The organism is Marinomonas phycocola (genome assembly GCF_047525455.1).
Taxonomy (GTDB): Bacteria; Pseudomonadota; Gammaproteobacteria; order Pseudomonadales; family Marinomonadaceae; genus Marinomonas.
Map to the genome: position 1 here is coordinate 1 of NZ_JBLIXL010000026.1, position 24,532 is coordinate 24,532.

At 40.7% G+C, this 24,532-nt stretch carries 24 protein-coding genes and 1 other RNA gene; 20 read left to right on the top strand and 5 right to left on the bottom strand.

The window, feature by feature from the left end:
• Positions 1-607 precede the first annotated feature (607 nt).
• Both ACMUMJ_RS14720 and dcm read right to left on the bottom strand, forming a co-directional pair.
• Complete coding sequence (locus ACMUMJ_RS14720) at positions 608-1,696, bottom strand: HpaII family restriction endonuclease (RefSeq protein ID WP_414679614.1); 1,089 nt, start codon at positions 1,694-1,696, stop codon at positions 608-610.
• Positions 1,693-2,958, bottom strand: coding sequence for a DNA cytosine methyltransferase (dcm, locus tag ACMUMJ_RS14725; RefSeq protein ID WP_414679615.1), 1,266 nt, complete (start codon positions 2,956-2,958; stop codon positions 1,693-1,695). Before dcm ends, ACMUMJ_RS14720 begins: the two co-directional genes overlap by 4 nt.
• Positions 2,959-3,779: 821 nt before the next feature.
• Between dcm and ACMUMJ_RS14730 the strand changes: the two genes are divergently transcribed.
• The 19 genes from ACMUMJ_RS14730 (at position 3,780) to ACMUMJ_RS14820 (ending at position 22,036) form a co-directional block, all read left to right on the top strand.
• Positions 3,780-4,004, top strand: a complete 225-nt coding sequence (locus tag ACMUMJ_RS14730) for a type II toxin-antitoxin system RelE/ParE family toxin (protein WP_414679616.1) — start codon at positions 3,780-3,782, stop codon at positions 4,002-4,004.
• A 384-nt stretch (positions 4,005-4,388) separates the two neighbouring features.
• Positions 4,389-5,417: a succinylglutamate desuccinylase gene (gene astE, locus ACMUMJ_RS14735; RefSeq protein WP_414679617.1), complete on the top strand. Its 1,029-nt coding sequence runs from the start codon at positions 4,389-4,391 to the stop codon at positions 5,415-5,417.
• An 87-nt stretch (positions 5,418-5,504) separates the two neighbouring features.
• Positions 5,505-6,623: a zinc ABC transporter substrate-binding protein gene (locus tag ACMUMJ_RS14740; RefSeq protein WP_414679618.1), complete on the top strand. Its 1,119-nt coding sequence runs from the start codon at positions 5,505-5,507 to the stop codon at positions 6,621-6,623.
• A 117-nt stretch (positions 6,624-6,740) separates the two neighbouring features.
• Positions 6,741-7,739 carry a KpsF/GutQ family sugar-phosphate isomerase gene (locus ACMUMJ_RS14745; RefSeq protein WP_414679619.1) on the top strand — a complete coding sequence of 333 codons (999 nt, stop codon included), beginning with the start codon at positions 6,741-6,743 and terminating at the stop codon, positions 7,737-7,739.
• A 115-nt stretch (positions 7,740-7,854) separates the two neighbouring features.
• Positions 7,855-8,712 carry a 3-deoxy-8-phosphooctulonate synthase gene (kdsA, locus tag ACMUMJ_RS14750; protein ID WP_414679620.1) on the top strand — a complete coding sequence of 286 codons (858 nt, stop codon included), beginning with the start codon at positions 7,855-7,857 and terminating at the stop codon, positions 8,710-8,712.
• Positions 8,713-8,738: 26 nt separating this feature from the next.
• Positions 8,739-9,335 carry a KdsC family phosphatase gene (locus ACMUMJ_RS14755; protein WP_414679621.1) on the top strand — a complete coding sequence of 199 codons (597 nt, stop codon included), beginning with the start codon at positions 8,739-8,741 and terminating at the stop codon, positions 9,333-9,335.
• Complete coding sequence (gene kdsB, locus ACMUMJ_RS14760) at positions 9,335-10,120, top strand: 3-deoxy-manno-octulosonate cytidylyltransferase (protein ID WP_414679622.1); 786 nt, start codon at positions 9,335-9,337, stop codon at positions 10,118-10,120. Before ACMUMJ_RS14755 ends, kdsB begins: the two co-directional genes overlap by 1 nt.
• Positions 10,121-10,164: 44 nt before the next feature.
• Positions 10,165-10,890, top strand: a complete 726-nt coding sequence (locus tag ACMUMJ_RS14765) for a type II secretion system protein N (RefSeq protein WP_414679623.1) — start codon at positions 10,165-10,167, stop codon at positions 10,888-10,890.
• 171 nt (positions 10,891-11,061) lie between these two features.
• Positions 11,062-11,976 carry a type II secretion system protein N gene (locus ACMUMJ_RS14770; RefSeq protein WP_414679624.1) on the top strand — a complete coding sequence of 305 codons (915 nt, stop codon included), beginning with the start codon at positions 11,062-11,064 and terminating at the stop codon, positions 11,974-11,976.
• Positions 11,977-12,002: 26 nt separating this feature from the next.
• Entirely contained in the window at positions 12,003-13,913 is a 1,911-nt protein-coding gene (gene gspD, locus ACMUMJ_RS14775) for a type II secretion system secretin GspD (protein WP_414679625.1), read from the top strand.
• Between the two features lie 76 nt (positions 13,914-13,989).
• Entirely contained in the window at positions 13,990-15,462 is a 1,473-nt protein-coding gene (gene gspE / locus ACMUMJ_RS14780; protein WP_414679626.1) for a type II secretion system ATPase GspE, read from the top strand.
• Between the two features lie 53 nt (positions 15,463-15,515).
• Positions 15,516-16,718 carry a type II secretion system inner membrane protein GspF gene (gene gspF, locus ACMUMJ_RS14785; RefSeq protein WP_414679627.1) on the top strand — a complete coding sequence of 401 codons (1,203 nt, stop codon included), beginning with the start codon at positions 15,516-15,518 and terminating at the stop codon, positions 16,716-16,718.
• 48 nt (positions 16,719-16,766) lie between these two features.
• Positions 16,767-17,228, top strand: a complete 462-nt coding sequence (gspG, locus tag ACMUMJ_RS14790) for a type II secretion system major pseudopilin GspG (protein ID WP_414679628.1) — start codon at positions 16,767-16,769, stop codon at positions 17,226-17,228.
• 82 nt (positions 17,229-17,310) lie between these two features.
• Complete coding sequence (locus ACMUMJ_RS14795; RefSeq protein ID WP_414679629.1) at positions 17,311-17,844, top strand: prepilin-type N-terminal cleavage/methylation domain-containing protein; 534 nt, start codon at positions 17,311-17,313, stop codon at positions 17,842-17,844.
• On the top strand, positions 17,819-18,304 hold the full coding sequence (gene gspI, locus ACMUMJ_RS14800) for a type II secretion system minor pseudopilin GspI (RefSeq protein WP_414679630.1): 486 nt from the start codon (positions 17,819-17,821) through the stop codon (positions 18,302-18,304). The genes ACMUMJ_RS14795 and gspI overlap by 26 nt, the downstream gene beginning before the upstream one ends.
• Positions 18,304-19,026, top strand: coding sequence for a type II secretion system minor pseudopilin GspJ (gene gspJ, locus ACMUMJ_RS14805; protein ID WP_414679631.1), 723 nt, complete (start codon positions 18,304-18,306; stop codon positions 19,024-19,026). The genes gspI and gspJ overlap by 1 nt, the downstream gene beginning before the upstream one ends.
• Positions 19,023-20,033 (top strand): type II secretion system minor pseudopilin GspK, encoded by a 1,011-nt coding sequence (gene gspK / locus ACMUMJ_RS14810; protein ID WP_414679632.1) that lies wholly within the window; start codon positions 19,023-19,025, stop codon positions 20,031-20,033. Before gspJ ends, gspK begins: the two co-directional genes overlap by 4 nt.
• 73 nt (positions 20,034-20,106) lie before the next feature.
• The gene (gspL, locus tag ACMUMJ_RS14815) at positions 20,107-21,480 is read left to right on the top strand and encodes a type II secretion system protein GspL (RefSeq protein WP_414679633.1); all 1,374 of its coding nucleotides are present in this window, start codon (positions 20,107-20,109) and stop codon (positions 21,478-21,480) included.
• Positions 21,481-21,517: 37 nt separating this feature from the next.
• Positions 21,518-22,036 carry a type II secretion system protein M gene (locus ACMUMJ_RS14820; protein ID WP_414679634.1) on the top strand — a complete coding sequence of 173 codons (519 nt, stop codon included), beginning with the start codon at positions 21,518-21,520 and terminating at the stop codon, positions 22,034-22,036.
• Positions 22,037-22,047: 11 nt separating this feature from the next.
• Here the strand turns inward: ACMUMJ_RS14820 and ACMUMJ_RS14825 are convergent, their stop codons facing one another.
• The 3 genes from ACMUMJ_RS14825 to ACMUMJ_RS14835 all read right to left on the bottom strand — a co-directional run bounded on the left by ACMUMJ_RS14825 (position 22,048) and on the right by ACMUMJ_RS14835 (position 23,289).
• A complete protein-coding gene (locus ACMUMJ_RS14825) occupies positions 22,048-22,680 on the bottom strand; it encodes a 5-formyltetrahydrofolate cyclo-ligase (protein ID WP_414679635.1) in 633 nt (210 codons plus the stop codon).
• Between the two features lie 3 nt (positions 22,681-22,683).
• Positions 22,684-22,861, bottom strand: a non-coding RNA gene (gene ssrS / locus ACMUMJ_RS14830) — 6S RNA.
• 134 nt (positions 22,862-22,995) lie between these two features.
• On the bottom strand, positions 22,996-23,289 hold the full coding sequence (locus tag ACMUMJ_RS14835; RefSeq protein ID WP_414679636.1) for a cell division protein ZapA: 294 nt from the start codon (positions 23,287-23,289) through the stop codon (positions 22,996-22,998).
• A gap of 145 nt (positions 23,290-23,434) precedes the next feature.
• Between ACMUMJ_RS14835 and prfB the strand changes: the two genes are divergently transcribed.
• Positions 23,435-24,530, top strand: a protein-coding gene (gene prfB, locus ACMUMJ_RS14840) for a peptide chain release factor 2 (protein WP_414679637.1) whose coding sequence is annotated in 2 segments (ribosomal slippage) — positions 23,435-23,506 and positions 23,508-24,530 — 1,095 coding nt in all. Because the reading frame shifts where the segments join, the coding sequence is not laid out codon by codon here.
• Positions 24,531-24,532: the final 2 nt, after the last annotated feature.

Below are 24,532 nucleotides of genomic sequence, written 5' to 3' on the forward strand. Positions count from 1 at the left end.
AATCAAGGTAATAGAAACTTGGGGGGAGGATGTAAACATGAGAGATGACTCCTTGAGGAAAAGAAATCATCACTTTATGTGAATCGAAATTTGATTGTTATGTGTGGTTTGCTGGACGCTTACAGTGTAGTTGCGTCGAATCATAAACTGACCACATCATTGAGAAAACAACGTTTCACCCGTTTTCTAGTCTTACGATAATACTTGGGAAGCGTTTTAAAATTGAGCTGATTTTTGCGCATTGGTGTTTTTAGGTTAGTCAAAGAGTGCTCAAACACATCATTTTGTCATTGCTGACTTAAACACCCTTTCAAACATATTCTGGATTGATCAAATGATTCGAGCGGCAAGGGGTTAATCCATTCAAAAATCACTAAACGAGGCTAAATTGTCTAGTTTAGTGATGATAAAGTGATAAACAGTCACATTGTTGGCTGTAATTGAGCTTTTTAAAAACTAAAAGGTGCAGCTCGACTTATTCGCATGTTCCTTAATGAGATCTTGGAAAAGGTTGTCAATATGTATCAAGAAGATTATATTGAAGCCTCTTATAATAATTCAAGAAAAAAACCAAGATATACTCCTTACAGTTAAATGAGTCAATTATTTACCTTAAAAATCTAATTTGAAAATTCAAGTTAAAATAAACATTTCCAGATTCTTGATAAAGTTCGCCAAAGTCATATCTTGACGTACTTGCAGTATCTAGCTTAGTATTTGAAAATAAGTAATCTTCAAATGCATTTTTATTATAAAGATGATAACAAAGTAATTCCCCATCATCTTTTACTATTAAATAACCACCAGTCGCATCATATTTACCTGTCCACACTTTTGCAGGGGTTAAGCCTAATGCAATATCAGTAAGCATTTTTTTAACTTTATAAGTATAAAATAGATGCTTATTTTGTTTATCAAAACCGATAGGGTTTAATTCCTCCAATTCATCAACGAGATCAGTTAATGTTGAAGAATTTGTTGAGTAAAAATTTAAAACAATTTCACTTACGATCTTAGGAAGTAAACTATCGATTAAAATTAAGTTATTAGAAAATACATTATTAATTATTCTTTCAAACTCAAATGTTCCTCCTAATTCTTTAATTTTTGAAACTCTCTTTAATAGTTTTTTAGGGTTCTCAATGGCATTTACTTCCAATATTTGTGTATTGCTTAACCCTTGAACCTTATACTTAAAGTTTGTTGCCTTTCCCGCATTTAATAAAGTTGATGGGTTACCAAGTTGAGATTTAATACTAAAACCAAGCACTGGTTGTTGGTTTGTTTTTTCATCATGTATAACTATTGTAATATCTGTTTTTTGGCTTGATGAAGCTTTTAATGATTTACAGTGGATCTGTCTCATAAAGCTTTCAATTTCAGGGATTGAGAACGTAGTGTTTTTTTGTTTTTTATTTTCAAGGATTTTTTTAAGAGTTTTTTGTGCTTTTTTAGCAAATTCTGTTACTGGTAAATCCAATAGCTTATTACCATTGCTCGTAATAAAAACAACGTTTTGATTTAAAGAATACTCAAACTCTCCCGTAGACTCTGTTCTTAAGACTTTAAGAACTGGATAAACAACATCTTTAAGTTTTTCAAGCGACTCACCTCCTGCATAAAGATTTTCATCGCTTAAAACTTTTAGAAGAGTGTATATTTCACTCCACTCTCCGATATTTCCTTTAATGCTCATTTTAAATCCAATAAGTTTAATATTTCTTGGGCAGTGGCTTGAATAGCTGGAACAGCAATAGAATTACCAAATTGTTTATATGCTTGAGCATCTGAAACAACAATCTCATAAGCATCAGGGAAGCCCTGTAGTCTTGCCCATTCTCTTGGTGTCATTTTCCGAATCCCCTCTCGGTTCACTTCACCTTTAATTTTCGTTACGGGAATGAAATTTGTTAATTTATGATCCAAAACTAAATTACGCTCTCGCCCCATGCCACCGCATACTACTGCATTAGCAATGCTATTATGATCTAAAATCTGATAACCAAAACCATTACCTTTATCTTCATGACGTTTTTTATGGTTTACTAATGTGGACAAATATTGTGTTGATAGATAATACTTTACAGACACTTCTTTTTTTTCAAGGATATCACCAACACAAGAACTTAACTCCAATGGTTCAGGGTACTTAAATGAGTTAATATTTAGATCTTTTCTAAAACCGACAATAAATATTCTTTCTCTATTTTGTGGAACACCAAAGTCTTTCGCATTTATAATTTTTGGTTCAGGAACAAAATAATCAAGATCTTCTCTTAAAACATTTAATATTGTAGATAATGTTTTTCCTTTATCGTGATTGATTAAACCTTTAACATTTTCTAATAAAAATGCTTTGGGTTTGTGTTTTTTTATGATTTCAGCTACATCAAAGAAAAGCGTCCCTCTTGTGTCTTCAAAACCACCTCTTTTACCCGCAATAGAAAATGCCTGACACGGGAAACCAGCGCATAAAACATCAAATGACTTGGGTATTGCAGACTTTGTCTCTGGCAACGTAATATCACCAAATGGTAATTTGCCAAAATTAGCTTTATACGTTTTTTTTGAATAAATATCCCACTCACTAGAGAAAATGCAATTACCACCAATATTTTGCAGTGCTAACCTAAACCCGCCAATACCTGCAAATAAATCTATAAAAGTAAAGTTTGAGTTTTCTGGAGTTGGGAATGGACAATTCATATATGAACTATTGGTAATTGTATTCAATGTATTATGAAGAAAGTTTTCAGAGATTTGCCTATTTGGGAACTTCCAAGACAATACTGATTCTAAGAAATTAAGAGCTTCATCTTTAAAATGTTCCGAATATATAGTACTTTTGTTATGTAAAAAGTGAGTAAACGAAGCAATTTTATCTTCTTGATTATAAAAATCTTTTTTAAAATTTTTATTGTTCAATATTTCTTGTAAGAAATCATCTGTAATTAACATAAATAGCCCCTATAATTAGTTAACACAGCTTAACAAAACACTGTAGTTACATACAGGCTTTTACTTAGATAATTTATTATACACGAAGATCACTAACTTGAGGGTATTAAGTTTTATCCAACCCTCAAATAGATAAGCAAATAGATGCAAAAAAACCGTCAAAAAGGACGGTTTTTTTAATATGTTAGCGATACTTGGACTTGAGCCAGGAAGACGTTAAGCGGTGCATTTTGAATGCACTGAGTTTACCAATGCCTCCATATCGCCAATTTTATTTATACAACTTCCACAAAGAGTGCAAAAGGGCGTCAAGGCCTTGTATTTGCAGTATATTAGTTTATCAGTAATCAAAGACAACCACTACTTAAATTGAAAACCAAATTTATGAGCAAAAATTAAAAGACATTCACATTACTACTCATCCAGCTAAGCTGGAGAGAGTGAGAGTTATAGAGGAACCAGATAACACAAAAAATGCACTGCTTAGTACCTTGAATGAGGAAAAGATAGAGGATGGATAGGCATAGTGCTACATTTTTTAAACAGTGTTTAACAAATGTAAATAGGTGATCTTATATTAGGCGTTTGATTAGATGAACAGCTTGAAAGCCGCTTGGATGCCTTAGCGGGCAAAACGCAGCGTTCTAAGAGCTTCTTGGCGAAGGAAGCATAATTCGCTATACTGAGGAAGAAGAGTGCAAACAGCGTGAAAATGAGCTGACAATGGTGTGTTGGGAAGAGTATCAGGAAACGGGTGAAACCGTGAGTAATGATGCCATGATGGACTGGCTCGGCTCTTGGTGTACGGATCAGGAGAAACAATGCCCTGTGAAATAGTGTGGTTACCGAGTGCGACCAGAGATGTTGACCATCTACATAACTTTATCAAATCTGAAAATTCCCGTGCAGCGCAGCGTGCTGCTAAACGCATCATTGAGGGTGTGAATATCGTTCGAACAAATCCCGAATCTGGTTTCCCAGTGAAAGATTTTATGGACTATCGAGTTTTAATGCTGACCTTCGGGGCGGGTGAGTACATCATCTGATATCGTTTAGAAAAAATAAATCGCGTTGTGATTATCTGAGTTCGTCATATCAAGGAAAATGATTGCTAAAGATATAAAGCGCCTGTTTATTAGATCAATCAAAGACATCCAGCTACTAATTTATATATTTCAATAAGTTGCTTTTTTGAAAATATAAACTGGGTGTAGTTATTGGCGTTTCTTTGAAAATGCTAACAGCCTCAACTTTATTCTTCTTGAGTGCCAGTTTCTAAAAGCACTAGGATCTTAAAAGAATGTTTAATTTACGAATTTTCGACATTTATTTAGTGTTTAGGCGGTATTTTGCGAAAAAAATCATACAGCTTAGGAAAATATAGATAAAATTTGTGACTTATTCTTGTTCGAAAATGGATTCATCTAATTATGCCTTCTCTTTTTTCTTTTCAAAATGGTGATTTTCTAGCTTATACATTAGCGAACCCTGTTGAGTGTGAGCCTCAGTCATTTCAAATACAGGGCGCGGATTTGTATCTCGAAGATACAGGCATTTTAAGAATAGAACCTTCTCAACCAACATCGATTAGCTTGGTGATTTCAGTTGGTATTCATGGCAATGAAACAGGCCCCATTGAATTGATCAACAATCTATTAAAAGATATTTTTTCTGGTGAGTTAATTCTAAATGTTCGATTGTTGGTTCTTATTGGTAACCCTGTTTCGTCTAATGCGGGCAAACGCTTTATCGATGTGAATATGAATCGTTTGTTTTCGGGGGCTTGGAAAACGTTTGATTGCCCTGAAGCAAAAAGAGCGGAGAATTTGGAAAATGTCGTACAGCGTTTTTATGAAAAGGGCAGCGAGAGTGATGTACGCCTACATTATGATTTGCATACTGCGATTCGTGGTTCAGAGTACGAGCAATTCGCGGTATATCCTTTTGATCATGGATCGGGTTACAGTAAGTCACAGTTGAATTTTTTAGCAGCGTCTGGTTTAGATGCGGTTTTATTGTCTCACCAGCCTACCACTACGTTTTCCTATTATACTCATCTTACTTACGGTGCTCATGCTTTTACAGTCGAACTCGGTAAAGTTTACCCGTTTGGACAAAACGACTTAAGCCGTTTTTCAGGGATTGATTCGAGTTTAAGATCGTTAATGGCGACATCCGAAATTCCACAAGGAAATCTATCGTCATTAACAGTCTTTGCCGTGAAAGACGCGCTAATAAAAGATGCGGAAGATTACACATTAAACATTGGTTCAGATGTGAAAAATTTTACGGGCTTTGATAAAGGTTTTTGTTTGGCACAGTCTTCTTTATCTGAATACAGAGTTGCCTTGGATGGGGATGCGATTATCTTTCCAAATGCTCAGGTCCCTGTTGGTCAAAGAACGGGGTTGATTGTGCGTCTGACTCAGCCAGAAACTTTGTTGTTTATTAAAGAATAGTTAGCAGCAGAAAAGACGCGTTCTTTTCTTGTTATTACAAATGTTATGTTATAACATTTCTACTTTCTTGTTGAGTGAATGGTAGCTATGAATAAATATTCTCTATTAGGATCTGTGGGTGTTGGTTTGTGTTTGGGATGGAGTGGTATGTCTTACGCTCAGCCTATTATTGCCACTAGTATTAAACCTGTCACTATGATCGTTGAGGCGATTGCGGGTGAGCATGCGAAAGTTCAGCAGATTGTGTCTAATTCTGCTTCGCCTCACGATTTTGCGCTTCGACCTTCTGACGTACGTAAAATACATCAAGCGGATACCGTTGTTTGGGTTGGCGAATCATTAGAGACCTTTATGGAAAAGGCTCTAATTAATGCGGATAAATTCGATTCGTCAATTGAGTGGTTAACTGTGTCTAACATGACGCTGCGACATTACTCCGACGATCACGACGAACACCACGATGATCATGACAAGCACCACGACGATCATGACAAGCATCATGACGAACACCACGACGATCATGACAAACATCACGACGATCATGACAAGCATCACGATGATCATGACAAGCATCACGATGATCATGACAAGCATCACGATGATCACGACGAACACCACGACGATCATGACAAGCATCACGACGATCATGACGAACACCACGATGATCATGCAGGACATCAAGGCCATAACCATGATGGTGTAGACCCTCACGTCTGGTTAGACCCTGATAATGCAGTGGCTTTGGCGAAAGCTGTGATGCAGAAACTAACGGGGTTAGATCCAGAGAACCAAACGCATTATGAACACAACTTGTCTGTGTTTATTGATTCTGTAAATGCGGCTGAGGCGAGCATTTCTGCCTCAATGGAAGAGAGTAGAAAGTTAAATTACATCGTTTTCCATGATGCTTACGGTTATTTTGAAAGTCATTTTGATATTCATCCCGTGGATTCTATTTCTGTAAACCCTGAGCGTAAGCCTGGAGCGAAAAAGGTAACGGAAATTCAATCCTTGATTAAAGAAAAATCAGTACAATGTATTTTTACTGAGCCTCAATTTAACCCAAGAATTGTATCTTCATTAATAGAAGGTACACAAGTGAAGAGTGCTCAGCTCGATCCACTTGGTGTTGACATTGATCTTGGTCCTTCTGCTTACCCTGACTTTTTGATGAGTTTAAATAAACAAATTCAATCTTGCTTATAGTTGATTCGTTTGATTTAAATGATCTGTCTCTTTTGCCGCTTGTTTGATTTTTTAAGGTAGGCGCTTAAGGGACGGATCTGTATAATCAGCGAATCTTTTTATTTGTCGAGACAGCTCATGGTTACCCCTGCGAATAATTCTACCAGTACGACATCATTCAAAAAAAAATCTGATGAGCAGCTTATTCAAAGCGCAATTAATACCCTTTCAACCCAAGCTCAAGCATTACAAAGTTTAGCTAACCGTGTTAGTACACAGTTTGCGAAAGCGGTTAATTTAATTCTTGAAGGGCAAGGGCGGACTATTATTTGCGGTATGGGGAAATCTGGCCTGATTGGTAAAAAGATGGCGGCCACCTTTGCTTCAACAGGAACGCCTAGTTTTTTCCTTCATCCGGGGGAAGCCTTTCATGGTGATCTTGGTATGGTGCAAGCGAACGACACCCTTATTCTTATTAGTTATTCTGGTGAAACGGAAGAGCTAATTCGCTTACTGCCTTCTTTACAAAGCTTCGGAAACGTCTGCATCGCAATGGTGGGTAACGTAGGCTCTACATTAGCAAAGCATTGCCAATGTGTTCTTGATATTTCAGTGGATAGAGAAGTGTGCCCAAATAATCTCGCGCCGACCACATCCACTACAATGACCACAGCAATGGGGGATGCACTTGCGGTTGCTCTTATGGAAAGTCGTGATTTTCAGCCACAAGATTTTGCTCGATTCCACCCCGGTGGCAGCCTTGGCCGCAAGCTACTTACCCGCGTTAAAGATCTAATGCACAAAGAAAACTTGCCATTTTGCGAACCATCAACCTCATTAACAGAGGCCATTACCGTGATGACTCAAGGGCGCATGGGGGTTGTGCTAATTAAACAAAGTTCGCAGGTCGTCGGTATTTTTACCGATGGTGATTTACGGCGTGCAATGCTCAGCTCTGGTGCCAAAATGATGCAACAAACCATGCAAGAGCTAATGACTGAAAACCCTAAAACGATCAATGAAAATACCTTGATAGTCAATGCAGAAGAGCAGATGCTAAGAGATAAAATCACCTTGCTAGTGGTGACAAATGATAACAGTGATGTTGTTGGTATCTTAGAAATCTACGATCGTTAGTGTCGAGTGCCTTGATTGACTAAGAGAATCAGAAGTCGCTTGTTACTTATCTTGGATTCAAGTGCTTAAATTTACTCGCCATCATTCTAAAATTGAATTGAAGTAGGAAATAAACATGTCTCAAACCAGTAAAGTTATTAAAATTAATGACAAGGTTAGCGTTGCAAACCATTTGCCTTTTGTTTTGTTTAGTGGTGTTAATGTATTGGAATCACGTGACCTAGTGATGAGAGTCGCGGAAGAGCACGTTAAAGTAACAGACGCGTTGAGCATCCCTTATGTATTCAAAGGGTCGTTTGATAAAGCCAATCGATCGTCTATTACTTCTTTCCGTGGTCCTGGTATGGAAGAAGGGCTGAAAATTTTACAAGAAGTAAAAGAGATCTTTGGTGTTCCCGTCATTACGGATGTGCATGAAATAGAACAATGTGCGCCAACGGCGGAAGTCGCTGACGTGATCCAACTGCCTGCATTCTTGTCTCGTCAAACAGACCTAGTTGTCGAAATGGCCAAAACAGGAGCGGTTATTAACATCAAGAAAGCGCAGTTTTTAGCACCCCATGAAATGAAACATATTCTGACGAAATGCGAAGAAGCGGGCAATGATCGTCTTATGCTTTGCGAGCGTGGCACCATGTTTGGTTACAATAATTTGGTGGTGGACATGTTGGGTTTTGGTTTAATGAAACAATACGATTACCCTGTTATGTTTGATGTAACCCATGCATTGCAACGCCCCGGTGGTCGAGAAAGTTCCGCTGATGGTCGTCGAGCTCAAGTTGCTGAATTGGCGCGTGCAGGCATGTCATTAGGGCTTTCTAGTCTGTTTTTGGAAACCCATCCAGATCCTAACTCGGCAAAATGCGATGGCCCATGTGCACTGCCATTGGATAAGTTAGCGCCATTTTTGAAGCAAATTAAGCAGTTGGATGACCTTGCGAAATCGTTTGAAGCGTTAGACACAAGCGCATAATTTTTTTGCTGATTGGAGACTGGTGTATGGATCAGGCATTCTTAAGTTCCTATTTCTTTGCTCAACCACAAAACGAACAAAGCCATCTCATTGATAAACTACAGGCATTAAAGCTGGTGGTTTTTGATGTGGACGGTGTATTGACTGATGGCGGTCTGCTTTACAGTGAAAGCGGCGAGCAATTGAAGCGCTTTAATGTTAAGGATGGCGTGGCGCTAAAGTTACTGCCAAAGTGGGGGGTTGAGGTGGCCATTATTACCGCTAAAGACTCACCACCGCTAAGAATGCGGATGAAAGACCTTGGTATTCAGCACTTTTACCTCGGTTGTCACAATAAAGTCGAGGCGTTTAATGATTTAACTGGCCGCTTGGGTTTTGATAAACAGCACACTGCTTATGTAGGGGATGATGTTATTGATTTGCAAGTCATGCCTTCTGTTGGTGTCTCATTTTGCCCTGCGGATGCTCATGTTTTAGTGACACGGTGTTGTGCTATTTCACTGTTAAACAAAGGTGGACAAGGTATTGCACGTGAGGTTAGTGATATTATATTAGCAAGTCGTATGTCTTTAGAGCGCGCATACAACGTCGCCATTGAACCTGAATTCGAGAAGGTAAAATAATGTCAATTAATGCGGAATCCAGTCAGGAAAGTTTACCAAATTTTCACATTGTTATCCCTGCTCGTTTTGCTTCTCAGCGGTTTCCAAAAAAGCTGTTAGCCATGTTAGGCGATAAGCCTGTCATTCAATGGGTGTATGAATTGGCGCTAAAAGCAGGTGCGGAATCGGTTGTGATTGCAACGGATAATGAGGCTATTTTTCAGCTGGCTCAAACGTTTGATGCAGACGTTGTGATGACCCGTGATGATCATGAAAATGGCACAGAAAGGCTGGCGGAAGTCGCATCTTTAAAAGGCTGGATGGCGAATGAAATTGTAGTAAATGTACAAGGTGACGAGCCTTTTTTACCCGTAGAGCTGATTCATAAAGCGGTGTTGTCATTGCATAATGATACGGCGGCCGATATGTCTACTGTTGCGTGTGCGATTGAGAAAAGTGAAGACTTTTTTAATCCTAATGTTGTTAAGGTTGTGTGTGATCAAATGCACAGAGCCTTATATTTTAGCCGAGCCCCTATACCTTGGGATCGAGATGGGTTTTCTGAATCTAAAACAGTGCAAGAGGGCATGCCTGTGTTCAGGCACATTGGTTTGTACGTTTATCGTGCTCGGTTACTTGCACAATATACCACTATGCCTATTTCTCCTTTAGAAAAATGGGAAAAATTAGAACAACTGCGTTTATTACATCAAGGTGTGAAAATACAAGTGGCGATGGCTTCCGGTATGCCACCCCATGGTGTGGACACACCTGAAGATTTGGAAAAATTAAATCGCCTTTTATAACCGTTAACTTCGAATCATTGTCTAGAGGATGTAGACAGAGAGATATGAAAAAAATACACGTATTATTTGTATGCTGGTTTGTATTTGTTTTGGCTCTGTCTGCTGCCATCAGTTCACCGTTGCATTATTGGAAAGACGTTATTCAGCCAAGGCTGTCTAATGGTATCGTACTGCAAAAAATAGAAGGGCATTTATGGCGAGGAAGCATAGATGCGGCATTTCCTACCTTGCTTAACCCGGTAAACATTCAGTGGCGGTTGTCTCTTCCATTAGTCAATGTTCAGGTTACCAGTGACGATTTTACTGGTTGGGGAGCGATGTCTTTTGGTTTTTCTGGCATAGATTTATGGGTAGACGAAGCTCGCTTAGGTGTGGATTTATTGAAGCCCGTAGCGAAATCAAATGACGTAAACTTAGATGGATCGGCTTTTATTGTTGATCGTTTGTTTGCTCGTCTTAACTATCACTCTGTTGTACCTGAGAAATGGCGAGGAGTAGGAAGGTTTGAGTCCATTAATGCCAATTACGCGTTTGGGAATACGCGTCAAAACGTGCGATTGAATCAGGTCTCAGTAGAGTGGGTTACGCGTGACAAGGCACAGCTCATGTTGGTATATTCTCATAAAGGTAAGCATTTACTAACAGTTGAACCTACCTCAAAGGAAGAGTTGGAGATATCCATTATGCCTGCATTGCTTAATGAAGTTGGTATTCCATGGAGTGGTGATACAGAATATCCTGTGGCTGTTTTAATTGAACCTTTGTTTTGAGATTTTAATTGAGCATTTAAAATGTCTATTAAGCTAATGATTCTCGTTATCATTTTTTTTGTGCGTATAGTATTTGCTTTTATCGCTCATATAGTAGACAAAAATAAGGTAGACTTATTGGAAGGGCGTTTTTCTATAGACGCTATTGAGGGTATATTTTGAGTGGAATTCATGATATCTAACGTAAATAAACTGAACGTGCTTTTTCGTTATAGCATCGTTTTTTTATTAATAAGCTGGCTGGCTATTGCGCTAGGGAACACTCTTTGGTCTTGGTTAAATCCCCCCGTTTATACATTCCAGTTACCTCCGGTCTCGATTGGGGCAACAACTCAGAAAAACGAATTTGATCCTATCTCTGGTAATTTATTTGGGTTTTCTGTTGAACAGGTAGAAACCTCAAAGCCTGTAGTTAAAACGAAATTAAAGCTTCTTCTGAAAGGGGTATTACCATCTGATTCACAAGAATCGTCAGTTGCCTTTATTTCTGCCCAAGGTCATCCGGATAAAATGTATCGAGTAGGTGACAGCGTATCGTCTGGCGTCACCTTGCAAGCTGTGTATACAGATCGGATTATTTTAAAACGGGGCATTAATAAAGAAGTATTGTACTTTGCTAAAACGAATCAGTCGCTTTTGGTGGAAGGTGGTTTACCTAAAGTTGATCGGTTTTCTGTGAATACAATAACCTCATCTAATGGAGTGGAAAATACGAAAAATTCACTTTTAGGCAATAGAAGCAATGCAAGAAAAACATTGGGCTCACCGTTAATTCAAGATATTGTTAAACTGTCGCCCAGAGAGTTGATCGATCGTTATGAAAAGCAATTTCAAAATAACCCTGAAAGCCTGCTTTCTTCTGCTGGTTTAATGGCCACGGGGTCATCTTATAAAGTGGAAAGTGGCAGTCCGTTGACTCGCGTTGGGTTAAAAGCTGGCGATGAAGTCGTCTCAGTTAATGGGCAGGCAGTGGGGAACTTTTCAAGCGATAAAACGTTGGGCAATGTTGTTCGTTCTAAGGGGGTGGCGCGTATCGAAATACGTCGCAATAATAAACGGTTTTTTGTGAATTATGCCGTGAAATAATGATTTAAATTTAACAAGGATTCTTGATGTTACAGCGTGCTATTTCAAAGTGGTTGGTACTTCCTACATTTCTGTTATTCATCACATCTTTTGCTTTGGCAAAAAGTTGGCAAGTGAACTTGCAGCAGGCTGATATCGGCATTTTTGTTCGTCAAGTGGCTGAAATGACGGGTAAGAGCTTTATTGTTGACCCTAGAGTAAAAGGCAAAGTGACTGTGATATCGAACGCTCAATTGGATGAAGAGTCGATATTTCGTTTGTTCTTATCGGTTTTAAACGTTCATGGGTATGCGGTCATAGAATCGCCTGAAGGCTATAAAATATTGCCACAGAATGTAGCAAAGCAAGGCGGTTTGGATTTTGATGTAAATGGTTCTTCTCCAGGAGAGCTATTAGTAACACGAGTGATTGCCATTAAAAATGCAGTCGCGTCAGAGCTGGTGCCCATTTTACGACCTCTTATTCCTCAATACGGTCATCTTGCATCAGTCAACACAGTAAATGCCTTAATTATTAGTGATCATGCAGATAATATCCGTCAATTAGAGCGCTTAATTACTCGATTAGACAGCACTGTTGAGGGTGAAATTGCGGTTGTGACGCTAAAGCACGCTTGGGCAGGAGACATTTTAGATCTGTTGCAAAATATCAGTGGGGCTTCACGTGCGAATGGCGCATCTGCTGGCGGTGGAAGACCTTCATTTAGTACGCGTATTTTAGCCGATGAAAGAACCAATCGAATTGTGATTAAAGGTAAAGAAGGAGAATTGGCGCAGATTCGAAAATTAATAGAAGAATTGGATGTTCCCGCACGAAAGTCGAGCCGTTTACAGGTGATTCCTCTGCGTTATGCGGACGCCAAAAAAACCGCAGATCTGATTAAAGGCGTGTTAGGTAGCTCACCGACCGAAGGTGTGAGTGAAAAGCCGACCACATTTAATATTCAGGCAGATGAAGATTTAAATGCGTTGCTTATTAATGCCGAGCCAAATGTTATGGTGGACATTCAATCTGTTCTGAACGAGCTGGATATTCCTAGAGCACAAGTATTGGTAGAAGCCATTATTGTCGAAGTAAAAATGGAAGGCTCTGAAGCCCTTGGTTTTCAATGGTTGTTTGGCGACACATCACAATCGACAACGCCTATAGCGGGGACTAATTTTTCTAATGCTGGCAACAGTTTAACTGGGATAGCAACAGGGATAGCTACAGGAACACCGACGCTAGCAAATGGTATTACCGCTGGCATTGGTTCCTTTGATAGTAAAGGGGAACTTAATTTAGCGGGTATTTTGCAAGCAATTGAATCTAACTCAAACGCCAATTTATTATCAACACCTAAAATTCTCACCTTAGACAATCAAAAATCTAAAATCATTGTGGGTGAAACGCGTCCTTTCCAAACGGGCGGTTATTCTGATAATGGAGACAACCCGTTTGTGACTATTAAACGTGAAGATGTTGGTCTTACGCTAGAAGTGACGCCTCATATTAATGCCGGTGATGAAGTTCGTATGGAAGTAATTCAAATTGTTGAAGCGGCCACAACGGAGTCCAGCTCATTGGGGACGATCACAACAAAACGGGAAATTCAAACGACGGTTATCGCAGGTAATCGTAAAACCATCGTTTTAGGTGGTTTGATCGAAGACAATGTAACGGAAGTGACTCAAAAAGTACCAGGATTAGGAGACATTCCTTTCTTGGGGGCTTTGTTTAGAAGTACATCTTACGAAAATACGAAAAAGAATTTGTTGGTCTTTATTCGCCCCACTATTTTACGCAGTCAACAAGATGTGGATTCGCTATCAAGAAGCAAATACCAAAACTTTAAATCCATTGAGCTGACAATGCCTATGCAAGAATTGAGATCAAGAAATGTAGATGACTTATTCGATTCTACACGTTTTGTCCCTGTCGAAGCGGCCAAGAAGTAGCCCCATGTCCACGGTATTGACGAGCAACTTCTATCATCGTTTTTTAAATGTGAACCGATTAGTTGGAATTTGATTTATGCCTTCTCTTCTTTATTCCTTTGTGAAGCAATCGGGTGTTTTGTTGCGACAAGATGTTGATAAATGGATTGTGTCTCACAAAGCCTCGGCCAGTATCGATTCTCTATGTGAGGCGGTGCGAGTTTCTCCTACAAGGCCCTTTTTAGAAACCTTATCTGATGCCGATTTTGATGACGCAGTTGTGCTCTTTTATCAACAAGAAGGCGGTCAAACATTGGCATTGGCAGAAGGTTTAGGAGATGAGCTGGATTTGGCGAGTGCCGCTGAAGCTGTGCCAGACAGTGAAGACTTATTGGAGCGGGAAGGCGATGCACCGATCATTCGTTTGATCAACGCCATTATGAGTGAGGCGGTAAAAGAAGAGGCGTCCGATATTCATATTGAAACCTTTGATAAACGTTTATTGGTCCGATTTCGTGTGGACGGTGTATTACGTGAAGTGATTCAGCCTAAACGCGCTCTTGCGTCGATGCTAGTGTCTCGTATTAAGGTTATGGCGAAACTGGACATTGCTGAAAAACGTGTGCCTCAAGATGGACGCATCGTATTGCGAATTTCAGGGCAGGAAATTGATGTTCGTGTGTCTACAATGCCTTCGACGCACGGCGAACGCATTGTAATGCGTCTGCTAAGCAAGCAAGCAGGGCGTTTGGATTTAATGCACTTAGGCATGAGCCAAACGGACAGAGAGCGATTAACCGCGCTGATTAATCAACCCCATGGCATTCTTTTGGTTACGGGTCCAACGGGTTCTGGTAAAACCACGTCCTTATATGCGGCATTAAGCACATTGAACAACGGTCGCCGTAACATACTGACGGTTGAAGACCCGGTGGAATATCATATTGAAGGCATTGGTCAAACTCAGGTCAATCTGAAAGCAGACATGACCTTTGCAAGAGGGTTAAGGGCCATTTTACGTCAAGACCCTGACGTGGTTATGATCGGTGAAATACGTGATAAAGAAACCGCTGAAATTGCCGTACAAGCCTCGTTAACAGGGCACTTGGTTCTGTCTACTTTGCATACTAATAGCGCAGTTGGCGCCATTTCTCGTTTGGAGGACATGGGGGTTGAGCCTTTCCTTCTGTCTTCTTCTGTTATTGGTGTTCTATCGCAACGTTTGGTTCGAAAACTCTGCCCACATTGTAAAACGCCTGCGGTTTTGGATGAGGCAACAAAGCGTGTATTAGGTGTTGAGAATACAAATCCAGATGCATTTACTGTTTATCAAGCCATAGGTTGTCCTGACTGTTTTGAGCAAGGTTACAAAGGGCGATTGGGCTTGTATGAATTGGTATTGGTTACCGAGCCTGTAAAAACGCTTATCCACAATAAAGCCAGTGAGCAAGAGTTAGAGGCGCTTGTGCGCAAAACTACGCCCAGTTTGTCACACGATGGCATGCAAAAAGTCTTACAGGGAATGACAACGGTAGAAGAAGTGTTAAGAGTGTCGAATGAACATGCATAACATAACGATCATTTTGTTTTCATTTAGCAAACCTTCAACAAGGTGTGATCTAAATGTCTGCATTTGAGTACTCTGCACTTGATGCTAAAGGCCGAACAAAAAAAGGCGTGTTAGAAGCAGACAATGAGCGCCATTTGCGTCAGTTACTGCGTGACAAAGGCATGACACCGTTAGACATTAAGCAGGGCAAAGAACAATCGCGTAACACTCTTTTCTCCCCTGGTATTAATGTTAAAGAACGTGCCTTATTAACTCGACAATTGGCGACGTTGATAGATGCAGGGCTGCCTATCGAAGAAGCGCTTACCGGGGTTGCGCAACAAGCGAGTAGTCAAAAGGTGCGCAGTATGTTGCTGACCATTCGTTCGAAAGTATTGGAAGGGCACAGTTTGGCGAAGGCATTGGGCGCCTACCCTAAGGCGTTTCCTATGTTGTTTCGTGCAAGCGTGGAAGCCGGAGAACAATCAGGGCATCTACAGCAAGTACTGATGCGCTTGGCAGATTATTCAGAGCGTCAACGAATCACGGCACAAAAAATTCAAATGGCGATGATGTACCCGATGATTTTAACGCTGGTGGCCATCGGCATTGTGAGCTTTCTATTAGGAAGTGTGATGCCTGATATTGTTTCTGTATTTGATAAGCAGGGTGCGGCGCTGCCACCGATTACCGAGTTTATGCTGGTATTAAGTTATGGCGTTACCAATTATGGGCACTTTATTTTAATCGCCTTACTGGTGTTCATCGTTGTTTATAAATGGTTAATGACAAAAGCGTCGGCTAAAGCAATAAAAGACAGGTTAATAGTACGTGTTGTCGGTATTAGAGAATTGATTATCGTGATGCAAATAACACGTTATATCAGTACGTTAGCCATGCTCTCTAGTAGTGGTGTTGCGTTGGTGGAGGCGATGAAGATAGCGGCACAAGTTGTAGACAATGCTTCTATGCAGCAACACCTTAGGACAGCCATGGTGAAAGTACAAGAAGGGGGGTCTCTTGGGAAAGCATTAGGCGAAACGAAATTACTGCCACCAATGATGCTGCAACTGATCCAAAGTGGTGAACGAAGTGGCGAATTGGATGTGATGTTAGCGCGAGCAGCGCATCAACAAGAAGAAGAGTCGAGTGCATGGATGACAACATTAGTGGGCTTATTTGAACCCTTGATGTTGTTGGTGATGGGTGGGGTCGTTATGATGATTGTTATGGCGATTTTATTACCAATAATGAATATGAATCAGTTATTAAACTAAATCATTTATTTAGCAACTTCCATTGTAAACAAAGAGAGTTTGAGTGTTATGTCTAAGTTAAGGAATCGTAAACAACTGCCGTCATTTAAACAGAATAAAGCGGCGTTTACCTTGTTAGAGTTAATGGTAGTTTTGGTGATACTCGGTGCGCTGATCGGATTGGTCGCGCCTAATATTTTAGGTCGTTCAGACGATGCAAAAGTGTCTGTTGCAAAGACTCAAATTCGTAATCTAATGGCGGCTTTGGATTTATACAAATTGGACAACGGGCAATACCCTTCGACGTCTCAAGGGTTAGAATCATTAGTCACAAAGCCATCGGGCTTTCCTGAAGCAAAAAATTGGAAATCCGGTGGCTACATGCAAAAACTTCCACAAGACCCATGGGGAAATGATTTCTTATACGTGAGCCCAGGATCTGATGGCGTTTATGATTTGATTTCATTAGGGGCAGACGGTCGTGAAGGTGGTAGTGGTGACTCCGCAGACGTTAGCAAAGAAGATTTATAGCAAGAGAGTTTTATAGAAAAAGTATTGTATGACTCAATGCTTCATGATGAACGTTTGATTCATTTACAGGAATGTCGTTTCTATGCAGATGCCCACATCGCGTTTTAAATCCCAGAAAATGGCATTTACCTTACTGGAGTTATTGGTTGTGTTGGCCGTACTCGGAGGCATGTTGAGCATAGTGAGTTTTACTTATCAAACCGATAACGAAGGGAAAAAACTAACGCAGGAATCTCAAAATGTGCGTTTATTTCTGCAAAACACATTGGACAAAGCGTGGCTGGATGGCGTGACGTATGGTGCTACGATCACATCGAATGAGATAGCGCTGCTGGAGCTGCAAGCGGGGGAGTGGGTTGAATTATCGAAAACCTACCAACCCGCGGATGCACTGTTTGAATGGAAGTTGATTGAAAGAAAGGAATTTAACGACTTGTCAGAAACGGCAAAAGCATTGGTGGAAAAAGTCGATTTGGTCTTTTCTGCCAGTGGTGAATACACACCTTTTGAATTGCATATTATGTACATGCAATCAGGGTCTGAAAACCAAAGGAATACACCCTTACGTATTCTAAAAGGCGATGGGGCAAATGTTTTTGTCTTCGATAATGAATAACAAAAAAGCAAGGCTTCGTGCTAAAACGTCGTTTCAGCAAGCATCTCAACACGGTTTTACCTTAATTGAAGTCTTAATCGCGTTGGTTATTATCGGTTTGGTTGGTATGATGCTGGCGCAAACGAGTTTTCAGTCGGTGGATCAAAGTGATTATTTAAAGCGTAAATTGATAGCCTCATGGGTGGCTGAAAATCGAATAAATGACTTGCGTTTATTGTCTCAGCAAGGTGTAAAAATGACACTGGATGAAGGTGTTGTAGAGCAAGGAAGTTGGGTATTTCGCACTCTGCCAGAGCTAAAACAGCAAACGGCGGGGGTTGCCCGCATTGAAATTAATGTCTTTCAACCGCCTGAATCCACATCGTCCCTTTTTACCCTAATTGGCTATTTACCCTCTTCTGTTGCCTCTAGCGCGAGTAATTCTGCAAGTGAACTGTCTTCTGAAGGGAGCTTACCTTAATGGGATCTCGTATTAAGGTATTGGATAATCGTTATCGATCGAAGCAAGGTTCTCAAAAAGGCTTTACCTTACTGGAGCTCTTGATTGTATTAGGCATTTTGTCCTTTCTGGGGATTGCTAGCTTTAATATGGCGGGTACGGGTGTTCGTTTGCAAAAAGCCATAGAAAAGCAGAGCACGGCACTGGAAGAAGCAGTACGTGTTTGGCAATGGATAGAAAGGGACATTGAGCAAATTGTTCCAAAAACAGCACGTGATGGGTTAGGTGAAAAACAAGAGGCTTTGAATCTGGAAGAGACGCGGTTTCAATTAAGCAAAGCAGGCTGGCAGAAGCCTTTGCTTTATATCCGCTCAGAATTACAACGTGTGGAATACGAGTGGACAGACGAGAAACTTATTCGTCGTTTCTGGTCTGTGATGGACAGAGACCAAGACAGCAAACCAATAGAGCAGTTATTTGAGCGCATCACGGATGTGAACATTAGTTTGTTAAGTCAAAATGGTTGGCAAAACCGTTGGCCAGAAGAAACCAGTTCGCTTAGATCTGACGACACAGAGCCTCAAAGAGACGATTCGATTCAAGCGGTAAAAGTGAGCCTAAACCTGATTGGAATAGGTCGTATTGAGAGGTTGTTCATTGTCCCTACGGCTATTGATTCTCTTACTATTGATCCTGCGAATGATAATAGCAGTAATGATAGTCAAGATGAGGGGGAGTTATGATACATCGCCTTCAATTGCAAAAAGCAAAACCAACAACCCAGCGAGGGGTGGCTCTGATAATGGCCTTGATGGTGTTTGCCTTAGTCAGCGCCATGGCCGCGAGTGTGATGACCTATCTTGCCAAGGAAAGGGATATCATTGAGCAGGTGCAGCAAACCAGTCAATTAAAGCAGCAATTATTAGGTGGCGAAGCGTGGGCCATACAGTATTTCGCTCAATTGGATGAAAAATCGCTGCCTGCCTTTGAGTCATCTAAGTGGTTGTTGAAACAAGAAACCTTTCCTCTTGAGCAAGAGAAGGATGAAATGACCATTGTTTTATTAGACCGACAAAGCTGTTTTAACATTAACCTGTTGGCTAATGAGACAACGGCGGAACTAAGCTATCAAAGGCTGCAACGGTTAATCACGAGTTTAGGGAAAAACCCTAACTTAGCGGATCAAATAAAAGATTGGGTGGATTCGGACCAAGATATTACGGGTGCTGGAGGACACGAAGATGAATTTTATCAAAGCTTCTCTCCAAGTTTTCGGGCATCTGACAGTGCTTTAGTCAGTGAAACCGAAATGTTGTTATGGCGATGGACTCCAGAAGACCTTGCTGCTTTACTCCCTTGGTTATGTATATGGCCTGTCGAAATGGGGGCCAATGTGAATCGTTTTCCAAAGCCTTTACAAGATGCGTATCTGGTAAATATGACAGAAGAGCAGAAAAAAAAATTTACGGCGCGACTAGACAGTGCTGGTTTTGCAACGGTAAAAGAGTTTCTTCAAGAAGAGAGCCTATCGGATCAAGGTTTGGAAGAGGCGGATTGGCGCACAAATATGGCTTATGTTGATGCTTTTATAAAGGTAACATTAGGTGATCGGCAAATGTCGCTTCACACGCGTTTAATAAAATCTAATTCGGGTAATGTTAGGGTGTATGGTCGCTCTTATGGATCAACAGGTTGGTTGGTTTCGTTTTTTAATTTACCCAGTATTGAAACCAATGGTCAGGAAGAATAATGTTATTTATAAATACATATTTGTTATCAGTATTCTGTGTTAGAAAGCATTGGTTTCAAAAGGGCAAGGCTGTATGAATCGTCTGATAATACGTTTTTATGAATTGCTTGAAGTGGATGATGTATCGTCGGTTTCGCCAGTCGATCGTAATGCAGAAATCGATCTAACAGGAAAGCAAGAGAATGAGGAAATTTCTTTTGGTGCTTTATCGCCTCTTTGCGATTGGGCCATTGTCGATGAAAAAGGGGCGTTGTTAGCGTTCCATCAAAATTACAATGTTGACGTATTAATTGATAGCTTATCGACAGATGGTATTAAGTATTCGGATGTTATTGTGTGTCCTCCAATGGAAAAACTGCATATCCGTCGGCTTACATTAGCGGCTGGGCAGCGCAAGCATCTAGAAAAAGTCGCACCGTTTTTAATGGAAGAAGGGTTGTCTCAAGCGACGGACGAATTGCATTTCACGGTATTAAGTAAAGAGCAAAAAGACAGTGCTTGGGTTGCCGTTGTTGAAACACGTTTGATGTCCCTATGGACGCAACAGCTAGCGGGTTGGAACATTAAAGCACCGATTATATTGCCTCTCTCCAGTGCTTTTATGGCGTTGAAAAGTGAAAACCCATTACTAGCATCAATTAATACGAGCGACCGTGAAGAAAGCGCATCTTGGTTATGGATTGCAGAAGATGCCGTTCATTGCTTGCCCGAGAGTATGTTGGCGTATTTACCGAAACAAGAGATTTCTCTTTACGCTTCAGAGTCTCAAGTGACGGCATTAGCATCCTCTTTGGATGGAGTCATGCCGCCGCAAAAAACGTACAGCGCCACTGCTGAAATTCACGCGTTAGAGCGTATGTCTGATTTTATCTTGCAAAATAAAACGTGGCGAGAAAAGAATCTTTGTCACAGTGATTTTAGGCAGGGTGGCATTTGGTTAGAGAAATTAACTCCGTGGCGATGGGTGGCGGCATGTGCTGTGATTGCTTTTTTCTTGGAGTTGTTTCTTATGCAGGCTTCAACAAAGGCATTGGAAATGCAAGAACAAGACGTTCGTGAGAAATCGAATGCGTTATTTTTGCAACTGGTTCCCAGTGAAGGGAGAGTGGTCAATCTGTCACGTCAACTGAGAGGGTTATTGCAACAAAGCCCTTCTGGGAAAAGTACGCAACAAACGGACACCGTCTACGATGTATTAGCAAAAATTGATCAAGCCAGAGAGCAAGTGAAGGGAAGTCATCGATTAACTAAACTGGATTACTTTGACCAAACCTATCGCTTGGATTGGGTGTCAGAACAACGAGAAACTCTCGATGAAATTCGTGAGGCCTTGTCTAATAAACTGTCTGATAAATTGTCTGAGAAATCGCTTACGGTTTTGTTGGAACAGGTTGTGCGTCAAGAAAGTGGTTATAGAGCGTCTTTTAAAATTCAAATAGAGGGCTGAGTGTTTAATAACACCCAGTGACAAGGATTAAAACAATATGAAGTCTTGGTTAGCAAACCAGTTTCGTAATAGTCCAAGCTTATATTCCGCTTGGTTAGCCTATCTGCGATTAAGTGTGCGAGAGCAGGTATTGGTCTTTATTTTGATGGTATTGGTTTTTATTGTGAGCATCTATCTTACGGTTTGGAGGCCAGCTCAAATAGAAAATGACAATGCCCATAATGCCTTTGAAAATGCAGTAGCAGATTATTACACCCTAGTGGAAAACGTCGAACATTTACAAACCTTTAGCTCTGGGCCTGTGTCTTCTCTTCAAGATAGATCAGCGAATGAGCTGAGAGCGTTAGTGAATAGAACAGCGCGACAGTACGGTATTGTGGCAGAAAGGATTTCGCTTGATGGGGACAGTCGTTTACAGATTTGGGTGAAAGACGCAGCGTTTAGTACATTGTCTCCTTGGATTACAGAATTGGCGAAAGAAGAAACACGTATCGATTCTATGCAATGGAGTAGCCAAAAAGTAGGAAGAGTGGATTTAAAAATGACGCTGGATTAATCGTCATTCTATTACCTGCATAAAATGCATTGATTATCAGTGACAATGCCATCTAAAGGCACATCCCAGCTTTCAATTGGCAATTGAGGTACTTCTTGAATATCGTGGGCCAAGCCGATTAAGGTCGTCTTTGATGTTTTATTAGCGAATGTTTTATCATAAAATCCGCCTCCCATGCCCAATCGGCCCCCCTTTTTATCAAAGCCAACCAAAGGTAAGCAAACCATATCGAGTTGTTCTTGAGTTAAGGGTGTTGGATCAATCGGTTCTGCAATGCCAAATCGATTCTCCTGCCATTGGCTGTCTTTTTTATAGGCACCAAAAAGCAGTGTTGCACCATGAATAATTGGCAAATAAACGTTAACGCCTAAATCCCATAAGTATTCACAAAAGAGTTGCGGAGAGACTTCTCCATCATGACTAAGGTAAAGAGCAATGTTGACTGTATTTGCAGATTTTTGAGAAAGACGCTGGTTTAGCCAAGCAGAACCTTGCAGTTGTGCAGAGATATTGTGCGATGCGTTTGACTGTTGAGGTGAAGATAATGCATTGCGCGCAGTGCGCAAGTGTTTTCTGAGATCACTTCTTGAAAGCTGAGTGAGATCACAGTTTGAAGATTGAGTATCTGAAAAATTAGAGGACATAAAAAGTTTCCCAAATTGCCGTTACGACTATTGGCCTTGAACCCAGTGGTTCAAGTTGGAATGAACTGAAGCTTTTTAGGCTTTCCGACGCACGGACATGCACACCAAACTCACCTATTCTTTCCGGGTGTATACGCATAGGCTCAAGGGCGTTAAGCCGTTCCAAACAACCCAGGAAACAGACTGTAGTATAAGACAAAGGTGCAAAAAATCTACTTATTTATTGGATAAAAAGAGAAAAAAACGTCTTTCAAAACCTCTGTATTTCTGGAGTGGTAATATTTTAAGCTGTTTTGATTAAGCGTCGTTTGTCTTTTAACCAACTTTATTTGTGTGCGTCAAAGCCGAATCCAGTTGAGAGGTTAACTCACGCACTTGCTGTTCATTTGAACGGGCGTATTTACGACTAGAAAGCATATCGTGAGTAATGTTTAAAGCCGCAATAATAGCCACTTTCTCTGTACCAATGATGTTGCCACTGGTTCTGATTTCTTGCATTTGTTGGTTTAAATATTCCACCGCTTCATTAAGGTCTGTTTCGTGACCTTTTGGGCAATTGATCTTGTATTCTTGCCCCAAAATGTTGACAGATACCGTCGGTTTTTCCATGTGGACTCCAGTTGAACGCTTAGTCAGATAAAAAATGATTTATTTTATATGAATGAATGGTATAGACCATTTTATGCTGCGGGTAAATTCGTTACAATTAACAATTACCTTTATTCATTCCGTTTTATAACAAATTGAAGCCATTATGGAAATCAATCCGATCCTTTCTAAGATAAAAGACCTTTCTGAGCGCACCCAAACTCTTTGGGGGTATCTTTGACTATGAAACAAAGAAAGAGCGCCTTGAAGAAGTTACTCGCGAACTGGAAGACCCAGATGTCTGGAATGACCCAGACTACGCTCAGAAATTGGGCAAAGAACGTGCTGCTTTAGAAGCCGTTGTTGATGTATTAGACGCTATGCAGGCCGGTGTAGTGGATGCCAAAGATTTATTGGATATGGCTGTCGAAGAAGACGATGAAGATTCAGTAGAAGCGGTGCAAGCCGAATTGGAAGAGTTAGAAATTCAAATGGCCAAATTAGAGTTTCGTCGTATGTTTTCGAAAGAAATGGATGCAAACTCTGCCTTCCTTGATATTCAAGCTGGTTCTGGTGGCACGGAAGCGCAAGACTGGGCAAATATCCTATTACGTATGTATTTACGTTGGGGCGAAGACAAAGGCTTTAAAGTAGAGCTTATGGAAGTGTCTGCTGGTGATGTGGCGGGTATCAAATCGGCCACAATTCGCTTTGAAGGCGAATACGCATTTGGTTGGCTAAGAACGGAAACGGGTGTACATCGTCTGGTTCGTAAATCGCCTTTTGATTCTGGTAATCGCCGTCACACGTCGTTTGCATCGGTGTTTGTCTCCCCAGAAGTAGACGACAACGTTGATATTGAAATTAATCCTGCGGACATTAGAACAGACACATACCGTTCATCCGGCGCAGGTGGTCAGCACGTAAACACCACGGATTCTGCGGTGCGTATTACTCACGTACCGACTAACATCGTAGTGCAGTGTCAGAATCAGCGTTCACAGCACGCTAACCGTGATTTTGCGATGAAGCAATTACGTGCGAAGTTGTACGAATTTGAAATGCAAAAACGGAATGAAGCAGCACAAGCGGTAGAAGACAACAAATCCGATATCGGGTGGGGCAGCCAAATTCGTTCTTATGTATTGGATGCATCGCGTATTAAAGATTTACGAACTGGCGTTGAAAGCTCGAACACGGGTTCAGTGTTAGACGGAAATTTAGATCAGTTTATTGTTGCCAGCTTAAAACAAGGTCTGTAACC

Coding starts and splice junctions, on each gene's coding strand:
- ACMUMJ_RS14720 (WP_414679614.1), bottom strand. CDS start 1,696: ATGAGCATTAAAGGAAATATCGGAGAGTGGAGTGAAATATACACTCTT.
- dcm (WP_414679615.1), bottom strand. CDS start 2,958: ATGTTAATTACAGATGATTTCTTACAAGAAATATTGAACAATAAAAAT.
- ACMUMJ_RS14730 (WP_414679616.1), top strand. CDS start 3,780: ATGCCCTGTGAAATAGTGTGGTTACCGAGTGCGACCAGAGATGTTGAC.
- astE (WP_414679617.1), top strand. CDS start 4,389: ATGCCTTCTCTTTTTTCTTTTCAAAATGGTGATTTTCTAGCTTATACA.
- ACMUMJ_RS14740 (WP_414679618.1), top strand. CDS start 5,505: ATGAATAAATATTCTCTATTAGGATCTGTGGGTGTTGGTTTGTGTTTG.
- ACMUMJ_RS14745 (WP_414679619.1), top strand. CDS start 6,741: ATGGTTACCCCTGCGAATAATTCTACCAGTACGACATCATTCAAAAAA.
- kdsA (WP_414679620.1), top strand. CDS start 7,855: ATGTCTCAAACCAGTAAAGTTATTAAAATTAATGACAAGGTTAGCGTT.
- ACMUMJ_RS14755 (WP_414679621.1), top strand. CDS start 8,739: ATGGATCAGGCATTCTTAAGTTCCTATTTCTTTGCTCAACCACAAAAC.
- kdsB (WP_414679622.1), top strand. CDS start 9,335: ATGTCAATTAATGCGGAATCCAGTCAGGAAAGTTTACCAAATTTTCAC.
- ACMUMJ_RS14765 (WP_414679623.1), top strand. CDS start 10,165: ATGAAAAAAATACACGTATTATTTGTATGCTGGTTTGTATTTGTTTTG.
- ACMUMJ_RS14770 (WP_414679624.1), top strand. CDS start 11,062: ATGATATCTAACGTAAATAAACTGAACGTGCTTTTTCGTTATAGCATC.
- gspD (WP_414679625.1), top strand. CDS start 12,003: ATGTTACAGCGTGCTATTTCAAAGTGGTTGGTACTTCCTACATTTCTG.
- gspE (WP_414679626.1), top strand. CDS start 13,990: ATGCCTTCTCTTCTTTATTCCTTTGTGAAGCAATCGGGTGTTTTGTTG.
- gspF (WP_414679627.1), top strand. CDS start 15,516: ATGTCTGCATTTGAGTACTCTGCACTTGATGCTAAAGGCCGAACAAAA.
- gspG (WP_414679628.1), top strand. CDS start 16,767: ATGTCTAAGTTAAGGAATCGTAAACAACTGCCGTCATTTAAACAGAAT.
- ACMUMJ_RS14795 (WP_414679629.1), top strand. CDS start 17,311: ATGCAGATGCCCACATCGCGTTTTAAATCCCAGAAAATGGCATTTACC.
- gspI (WP_414679630.1), top strand. CDS start 17,819: ATGTTTTTGTCTTCGATAATGAATAACAAAAAAGCAAGGCTTCGTGCT.
- gspJ (WP_414679631.1), top strand. CDS start 18,304: ATGGGATCTCGTATTAAGGTATTGGATAATCGTTATCGATCGAAGCAA.
- gspK (WP_414679632.1), top strand. CDS start 19,023: ATGATACATCGCCTTCAATTGCAAAAAGCAAAACCAACAACCCAGCGA.
- gspL (WP_414679633.1), top strand. CDS start 20,107: ATGAATCGTCTGATAATACGTTTTTATGAATTGCTTGAAGTGGATGAT.
- ACMUMJ_RS14820 (WP_414679634.1), top strand. CDS start 21,518: ATGAAGTCTTGGTTAGCAAACCAGTTTCGTAATAGTCCAAGCTTATAT.
- ACMUMJ_RS14825 (WP_414679635.1), bottom strand. CDS start 22,680: ATGTCCTCTAATTTTTCAGATACTCAATCTTCAAACTGTGATCTCACT.
- ACMUMJ_RS14835 (WP_414679636.1), bottom strand. CDS start 23,289: ATGGAAAAACCGACGGTATCTGTCAACATTTTGGGGCAAGAATACAAG.